7 protein-coding genes are annotated in these 7,359 nt (G+C 61.7%); 3 read left to right on the top strand and 4 right to left on the bottom strand.

Translation table 11 applies throughout. The annotated features are described in order from the left end of the window. The first annotated feature begins 68 nt into the window (after positions 1-68). Positions 69-1,244, top strand: a complete 1,176-nt coding sequence (locus GJB56_RS07880) for a lipase family protein (RefSeq protein WP_153213195.1) — start codon at positions 69-71, stop codon at positions 1,242-1,244. A gap of 73 nt (positions 1,245-1,317) precedes the next feature. Then, a complete protein-coding gene (locus GJB56_RS07875; protein WP_019748468.1) occupies positions 1,318-1,791 on the top strand; it encodes a DUF5709 domain-containing protein in 474 nt (157 codons plus the stop codon). On the opposite strand, the gene GJB56_RS07870 is transcribed toward GJB56_RS07875, so the two are convergent. Beyond that, entirely contained in the window at positions 1,780-2,913 is a 1,134-nt protein-coding gene (locus GJB56_RS07870; protein WP_020969633.1) for a GGDEF domain-containing protein, read from the bottom strand. The genes GJB56_RS07875 and GJB56_RS07870 overlap by 12 nt on opposite strands. A 487-nt stretch (positions 2,914-3,400) precedes the next feature. Here GJB56_RS07870 and GJB56_RS07865 point away from each other — a divergent pair, with 487 nt between their 5' ends. Then, a complete protein-coding gene (locus tag GJB56_RS07865) occupies positions 3,401-4,384 on the top strand; it encodes a hypothetical protein (protein ID WP_113683637.1) in 984 nt (327 codons plus the stop codon). On the opposite strand, the gene galE is transcribed toward GJB56_RS07865, so the two are convergent. Genes galE through GJB56_RS07850 form a run of 3 tightly spaced genes read right to left on the bottom strand, consistent with a single transcriptional unit; the run spans position 4,356 to position 7,317 of the window. Continuing rightward, the gene (gene galE, locus GJB56_RS07860; protein WP_113683636.1) at positions 4,356-5,390 is read right to left on the bottom strand and encodes a UDP-glucose 4-epimerase GalE; all 1,035 of its coding nucleotides are present in this window, start codon (positions 5,388-5,390) and stop codon (positions 4,356-4,358) included. The two genes, GJB56_RS07865 and galE, sit on opposite strands and share 29 nt — an antisense overlap. Continuing rightward, positions 5,387-6,517, bottom strand: coding sequence for a nucleotidyltransferase family protein (locus tag GJB56_RS07855; RefSeq protein ID WP_113683635.1), 1,131 nt, complete (start codon positions 6,515-6,517; stop codon positions 5,387-5,389). The genes galE and GJB56_RS07855 overlap by 4 nt, the downstream gene beginning before the upstream one ends. Next, a complete protein-coding gene (locus GJB56_RS07850; protein WP_029255362.1) occupies positions 6,496-7,317 on the bottom strand; it encodes a hypothetical protein in 822 nt (273 codons plus the stop codon). The genes GJB56_RS07855 and GJB56_RS07850 overlap by 22 nt, the downstream gene beginning before the upstream one ends. Between the last annotated feature and the right edge of the window lie 42 nt (positions 7,318-7,359).

The following is a 7,359-nucleotide window of genomic DNA, read 5'->3' as shown; positions in this document are numbered from 1 at the left end:
GACCCCGGGTGGGTCCGGACGAGGGGAAAACGTTGAAACTGCGAACCAGACGCGTGTTTACCGGATCGATGCTGACTGCTGCTGCACTGACTGCCGCACTTCTCTCCGGGTGGACTGCACAAGCAGATCCCGCATATCCGGCACCGGACCCTGACCCGTTCTATTCGCAAGCAGCGGCCGAGGGGACCGCCGGCACGCCGATCTCCGTGCGCCGGGCCCCTGACCTGATGACTTTCCCTGGTGTCGCGATCTGGCAGGTCAGTTATCGGTCCACGAACTCCGAGAACAAGCCGATCGCCGCGGTCAGCACGATCCTGGTCCCGCCGAATCAAGCGCAAGACGGCCCGTTGCTCTCCTATCAGCACATCGTCAACGCACTCGGAACGGGATGTGCGCCATCTCGCGCGCTTTACGCATCGGATCCCAACATCGTCATCCGTGAAGCGCCCATCCTCAACGTCGCGCTTCAACGTGGATGGACCATTGCCCTTCCCGACCATCTCGGACCCAACAGCGCCTACGGCGCCGCACGCCTGGGAGGACAGATCACGCTCGACGGTATCCGCGCCGTTCAGAAAATCCCCGAATTGCGTAGTGCCGCCAGCCCAGTCGGTATGGCCGGTTACTCCGGCGGCGGAATGGCCACCGCCTGGGCGGCCGCACTGGCCCCGACCTACGCACCCGAGGTCAACCTCGTCGGTGTAGCCGAGGGCGGCGTTCCGATGAATCTGTCCAAGATGGCCAACGGCCTCGGACAGGATCCGCACCCGGCATTCGGCCTCGCGTTCGCCGCCGCAATGGGCCTTGAACGCGAGTACCCCGACCTTCTTCCGCTGAGCAACCAACTCAACGACCTCGGTCGGTCGATGCGGACCGAACTCACCAACGCGTGCACCAACGACATCCTGAGAGTTGGCGCAGGACGCAGCGCTTCCCAGGTGTCGACGTCGACTTCCCTGTTGTCCAGCCCCGAAGTGCGAAAGGTTATGGACGACAACAGCGTCGAGCTCTATCCGGGTGTGCCGACTGCCCCGGTATTCGAATGGCACACGCCCGACGACGTCCTTATCCCCATCGATTCGGTGGTCAACACGATTTCTCGGTACTGCGCCGCCGGAGCCACGGTTCAATCTCAGCTGTTCCCCAGCCCGGACCACCTCACCACTGCGGTCCTCGGTCTGCCCACCGCGTTCGAGTACCTGCAGGACCGGTTCGACGGAGTGCCGGCCCCGCGTTCGTGCTGAATGTCTCCGGAGTGATGTATCGAGCAGGCGCGGCACATGGCCAACTCGGTGTGCCCGTGGCATCGTTGATCGTATGAGCGACACGGATGACACCGGCGCGGCCGGCAATGGCGATTACAGTCTCGATCCCGACGACCAGCTTCAACCCGAAGACACCCTGATCGATCGAGGCGTGGACGACATTCTCGACGAGGGAATCTCACCACCGGAACGCCCATTGGGCCTGGACGCCCACGGGTTGACCGGCAGTGAAGAATCGGCGGGGGAGACCCTCGACGAGCGCCTGGCCGAGGAAGAACCGGATCCGTACGCGTCACTGGGAGATCCCCTGAAGGATCCGGCAGATGCCGACGAATTCGAACGGGAAGAAGAATTCCCGAACGGTGACGAAGTCGGAAATCGCCGCGTCGGGCGTCTCGTTGCCGAAGACGAGGGCCGATACGAGGACGAGGAAAGCGAACTCATTGCCGGAGACGTCGGAATCGACGGCGGCGCAGCGTCGGCGGAGGAAGCCGCGATGCATCTGATCGAAGAATCAGACGACTGACCGACCGCCTGACTGTTGTGGCTGTTGATCGGTGAGAACGATGGAGTGGACGTGATTTCCACCCATCCTCTTGCTTTCGTACATCGCCGAATCGGCTAGGCGATGTAGATCGTGAACGCCGCTTTCTGCTGCTTGCACGTCTGGCCAGCCGCCGTTGTGTATGGCTATGCCGATGCTTGTCGTCGAGAGTGGTTCGCCCGTAGGGGAGTTCATGATGGGGGCGATCCGTGCGAGCAAGTCGCCGACGTACGGCAACGGCATGATCTGAACGACGACGAACTCGTCACCGCCGATACGAGCGATCGCTGCGTCCGATCTGGCCCAGTCGTGGAGTCGATACGCCGTGCGCAGGATGACGCGGTCGCCGACGTCGTGACCGTAGGTGTCGTTGAAGTGTTTGAAATTGTCGATGTCGATCACCACCACCAGCAAGGACTGGTCGAGGCTGGATTTCGCTTGCAGGAGTTCGGAAGTCCGCCGTGAGAGTCCACGCCGATTCAGCAGGTCCGTCAACGGATCGAGTTCGGAGCTTTGAGCGTCGTTGCTCAGGAGCGCCAGAGCAATCTGCGTGACCACCGGTATGACGGTGATGACAGGGATGGCAAAGGCAATGCGTCCCAGGACGTCTGAGAGGCCGGAAGGTACATCGGTGAACACGCCAATGCTGGCGATAACGATGACCGCCCCGGAAAACAGCAGGTGCCACAGCTGCGCTCGAAGATTGTGAAAGAACGCTATATATGAGCCGACGAGTCCGAAGACGAGGCACCCCAACAGCCTTTGATCCGGATTGGCCTCCGCCAGCACGATCACCGCAACAGCGAGGTCGCCCGCGATGACGAAAAGGTACGACCGTTCCCGGGTCGTCGCAGTGAACGGCAGCGCTGTTCCGCCGATCATCACGAGCACTGCGATGACGACGTCCAACGGAAATCCGATGGTCTGTACCGAATGGGTGCCCAGTCGCTTCAGCAGAATCGTGACTCCCAGGAGGAAAACCAATATGCCGATGCCTATCCGAGTCGGCATCAGAATTCCGTTGTCGCGCAAGAATCGCGTGAATCGGTCGAACTGGTCTGGCACTGCAAGCCAGCGGTGCACGGCCTTGGGTGTGTCACTCATCGCGGCCACTGATCATTCGAAGCGGCCGGTCGAAATAAAACACATGCGGCGATAGTAGTCCGTGGCGATGACAATGGAACTGCACCCGCACGCAGCCTGTCGTCCCCAATACGTCACAGTGACGAATTGAGGCGGGGTAGCTGGGAGTGGGCGAGACTCATCCATCAACATCAACCCGCGTCAGGCGGCCTGCCGCGCGGCCTGGACACCTGAGCGGCAGGGTTGCTCGGTGGCCGGCCGGGGTCGGACGGCGAGCGACGATTGATTGTCCGACGACGGGCACGCCAAGATGATCAGCTCACGCAATGCGTCCAGCGGTTCAGGGCGGAAGCACGCGAATGGTCGACAGATACATCTACGGATCGACGACGCAGGAAACGGATCATGAGCCGATATCGCCAGGTCGACAATTTGCCGATAATCTACATTATGTCAAGTAATGGTTATTCGAACGTCCCCCGTCAGCCTGTCCGCTAGCTTTACCCACATGGATTCCGTTGCACTCGTCCTCGGTTCACCGCGTGGCCGTCGCTTCTGTGCGAACGTCGGGCACGCGTGCCGCGCCGGCGCACGCACATCCGGTGGACACTGGCCTCAATCGCCGGAACATGCGCTCGAAGTTCTCGGCGCTGTTGATATCCGGGCAATCGGCGAGATGTCCGAACTCGAGATTCTGCACTGTCTTGCGTATGCCGTGGATTTTGCACGCTACTGGGAGCCGCCGGACGAAGAAGACCTGATCTTCGTCCGGCCGGATGTCGCAGCGGCGCTGCGATCGATTGCCGGAGCCCTACTCGACTCGCCACACACCGCCTGGTGGACCGAGCCGATCGACCGCCTGAACCAGAATCTGGTTGAAAAGCGAAACCCCATTTACGGCTGGTCGGTCCTACCCCTGCGGATTTACCCCACGAAGGACGGCCTCGAACAGTGGCGCGCTGAGGCACTCGACAACGAACGTCAGTTTCTGGAATACCAGATCGAAGATCCGGACCGTAACATCGGAGGCGAATGGTGGTCTACCCCTTTTGCCAACGGCACATCCGAAACAACCAGGGCCCGCGACGGTATCGGGGCCCTCGGGGTGTTTCTCGAAGAAGACAGCTCCTCGAACGAGGCGCGGGTGCAGCCGGTAAGGATCTACGGCGCGCCCCGCATCTACGAGATCACCGGTCCGCAGGACTGGGCGAATCTGGTCGATACCTATCCCCTGCCAGTGCCCGCTTCACGTCGCTTCGTTTGGTACGACACGACCGGTGAATACCGTGACTGGTTCATTCCGGACTGGGTTTCGGTGGCCGCAGATTACGACGCCGTCCATCTGACCTTGATGGCTTATCTCACCACGCCAGGCATCGCGATCCCGTTGTCGGCCAACTCGGGGGCCACCGTGCTCGCCGGGTGGGATCCGGACGCCACATTCTGGCTACGAAGCAACAACATCACCGTCGAGGGCGAGCCACCAAGCTGACGCTCAGCGGCGCAGAATTCAGCCGGTGCGCCCGTACGGCCAGCCACCGTGCAGTGTCCCCGATCCCCTGTTCCAGGGTGAACGTCGGAACCCACCCGAGTAGTCGTAACGCACGATCGTTCGACGCATAGGCGCCGGCAGTGTCACCGGTGCGTCGGTCGGCAGCGACCACGTCGACGTCTTCGCCGAGCACGTTCTCGAATGTGTGTACCAATTCCCACACCGTCGTCCCCCGCCCGCTGCCCAAGTTGACCACAGTCATGCGTGATGAATCAGCGGTGACCCGGTCGAACCTTTCGAGTGCTCGAACATGAGCGTCTGCAAGGTCCCAGACGTGAACGTAGTCACGCACTCCCGATCCGTCGCGCGTCGGCCAATCCGTCCCCGTAACCCTGAAAGGCGTTCCTGTCGAATATGATTCGAACAGCTTTCCGAGTGCGTGGGTCGGGCGCGCCGACGCTGGTCCGCTTCGCAGCTCCGGATCTGCCCCGACAGGGTTGAAGTAGCGTAGAGATATTGCCGATAATCCTGTGGCCGCCACGATGTCGTCAAGCATCGTTTCGAACTGAGCCTTGCTGTGCGCGTAGGGACTCTGCGGTGCGATCCGCCAATGTTCGTCGACACACCCACCGTCGCTCGGCGCGTACACCGCAGCAGAGGAACTGAACAAGAAGCGCTCACAGCCGTTCCGAAGGACACTCGATACCAGTGTCAGTGACTTGGATACGTTGTTCTCGTAGTACCGCGCCGGGCTACTCACGGAATCTCCGACCACGATCAAGGCCGCACCGTGAACTGTGGCAACGATATCGGGATGATCTGCGAATATCCTGTCGAGCAGTTTCTCGTCCGCGATGTCGCCGCAGTAGAACGGGAATCTGTGCGCAAATTCGGCACGGCCGGTCAGCAGGTTGTCGAGAATCACGACATCGATCCCGGCGTCGACGCACTTCGACGCCACGGTGCTTCCGATGAATCCCGCTCCGCCGGTGATCAGTACTTTCACGCTGCTCCCCCGGCATCTTCGACGGCAGCCCTCGCACGACGGACGAAGTGGGATACGCGTGAGCGTGCCAAGTCCCATCCACGTAGGTCGCGCCCGTCCCGGATGGAAAGCCGATCACGGTCGAGAAAGAGCGGCACCATGACCAGATCGCGGTAGAGCGAGTGCAGACGTGGGCGATCGGCCAACCACAGCGTGCATTGCCACCACCAACGCGCCGACGTAGTCGTCACCCCGGTATTCACTCCGAAGATCGATTCCACCGCAGCCCAGTGGACGTTCACCGCGCGACGGACATCGCGCGGCAATCGGCGTCGCGCGAGCATCGCCGGGAGTGACGGCTCGGAGTCGAACAGGTACCCCACGTCGAAGACGCTGTTCAACGCCAGATCAGCGCGAATCAAGGCGCGATCGGCAAGCCGCGCGTGAGCGATGACATGAAGCGTGACATCGGCAAGGGCAAGTCTGGATCCTTCGGTCTCCGCGCTGAGTCCTCGGACCGCGGACTCGCGGGTCAACGCGTGACGGGCGAACCGCGGAAGCAAGTGTGAATGGATTTCGACGGAGCCGTGACGGTCGTCGCGAAGGAGCGCTGGTTCCTGATGATCGTCGTGATCGATGGAATCCCTTGCCACCTCGTCCGGGCGAACCATTCGATAGCCGAAGTCGATGATCGCGTCGTTGGCTGGAACGGCGTGTGCGGGATCTACGACCAAGAGGTCGATGTCCGTCATCCGTCGTGCCGCCGGGTTCGGCCAGATTCTTCGCTCGAGAAGAGCAGCACCTTTCAGCGCGACAGTCGGAAATCCGCTGCTGTGTAACAACTCTTGCAGGTCTACGCGCTGCGCATCGAGGTCCGCGATACGAAGCGCGTTTCGGTGATGGACAAGGCTCAGCGTCAATTCCGGACTCGACGCGCTAGCTGCGGATTCCGACAGCATTTCGGCGAAACTCGCCGGCAGGACCGATGCGAAGCCGGCATCGACTGCGCGGGCGGCCAGCAGCGGCAGCACCTTGTGCCTGGCAGCGGCGTCGATGACTCGCGGCCAATCTTGCTGCGAACACGAACGGATGACGTCGGCCCCGCGCTCGGGTTCCAACATGGAAATCAGGTACCGGGTGTCACGCATGACGCCACCAGTTCCTCCACGGTGTCGGCGCCGGTGTCGCCGTGGTGCCGGATCATTCTGTAGCACGGGGCATTCGAGAGCAGGGCAGCGATGTTTCTCAGGGTCAGTCCGTGATTGTCGGACCACAGAGCGGATTGCTCGGCCAGCGACTGTATCGCCTGGGGTGCGGGCATCGGCGCGACACGAGTAGGACCCCCGTCCCATTTATCGAGAATCAGCACCAGATCGATTCCGCGAACCGCCGAATCGACGTTGGGAGTCGCGGGCAATGTCGACGGGTCCAGTGCCCACACCGAAGGGGTATACGGGAGATACAGCGAATCGTGCGCCTTGATGTCCGGGAGAACGTCGAACGTACCGGCTTTCAGGTGGACCCGGCGCGGCAAGCCCACCGCTTCGGTACCGCGAATGAAGACCCCTTCGTCAGCTCGCAGTTGTGCACCCCGTAAGGCAAGGGCAAGCGCCAAGGTGGTTTTACCCGCCCCGGAGTGCCCGGCGATCGCCACTCTCACACCGTTGCAGTCGACCAGAGCGGCATGCAGGCGTGTCCACAGTTCGGTATCTGCGGCCGTCATGACATCCCGGTGCACAGTGCGGTAAACGTTCTCCGCGAGGTGGAGTCCGTCGAGACCGATCAGCGGTTCCTTTCTGCCTCCGATGGTCGAGTCGATGGTGGCGTCCCAGCGACCGAACGTCGATCGATTCCGCTGAATCCGAACTTCGATGTTGTGGTCCGCAGGCCAGGGGCTGGCAATTCGATGCTCGATGACACCGAGTTCGGGTATGGCAGGGCCGCGCACGATCGCATCAACCCATAGGTAGTGCGTTCGGAATTGTGGTAC

The organism is Rhodococcus sp. AQ5-07 (assembly GCF_009707305.1).
Classification (GTDB): Bacteria; Actinomycetota; Actinomycetes; order Mycobacteriales; family Mycobacteriaceae; genus Rhodococcus_F; species Rhodococcus_F erythropolis.
This window is presented reverse-complemented; position numbering and strand designations above follow the sequence as displayed.

Excerpts from the sequence above, each read along its gene's own strand:
- GJB56_RS07865 (WP_113683637.1), top strand. The coding sequence starts at position 3,401 with ATGGATTCCGTTGCACTCGTCCTCGGTTCACCGCGTGGCCGTCGCTTC.
- GJB56_RS07880 (WP_153213195.1), top strand. The coding sequence starts at position 69 with ATGCTGACTGCTGCTGCACTGACTGCCGCACTTCTCTCCGGGTGGACT.
- GJB56_RS07875 (WP_019748468.1), top strand. The coding sequence starts at position 1,318 with ATGAGCGACACGGATGACACCGGCGCGGCCGGCAATGGCGATTACAGT.
- GJB56_RS07870 (WP_020969633.1), bottom strand. The coding sequence starts at position 2,913 with ATGAGTGACACACCCAAGGCCGTGCACCGCTGGCTTGCAGTGCCAGAC.
- GJB56_RS07855 (WP_113683635.1), bottom strand. The coding sequence starts at position 6,517 with ATGCGTGACACCCGGTACCTGATTTCCATGTTGGAACCCGAGCGCGGG.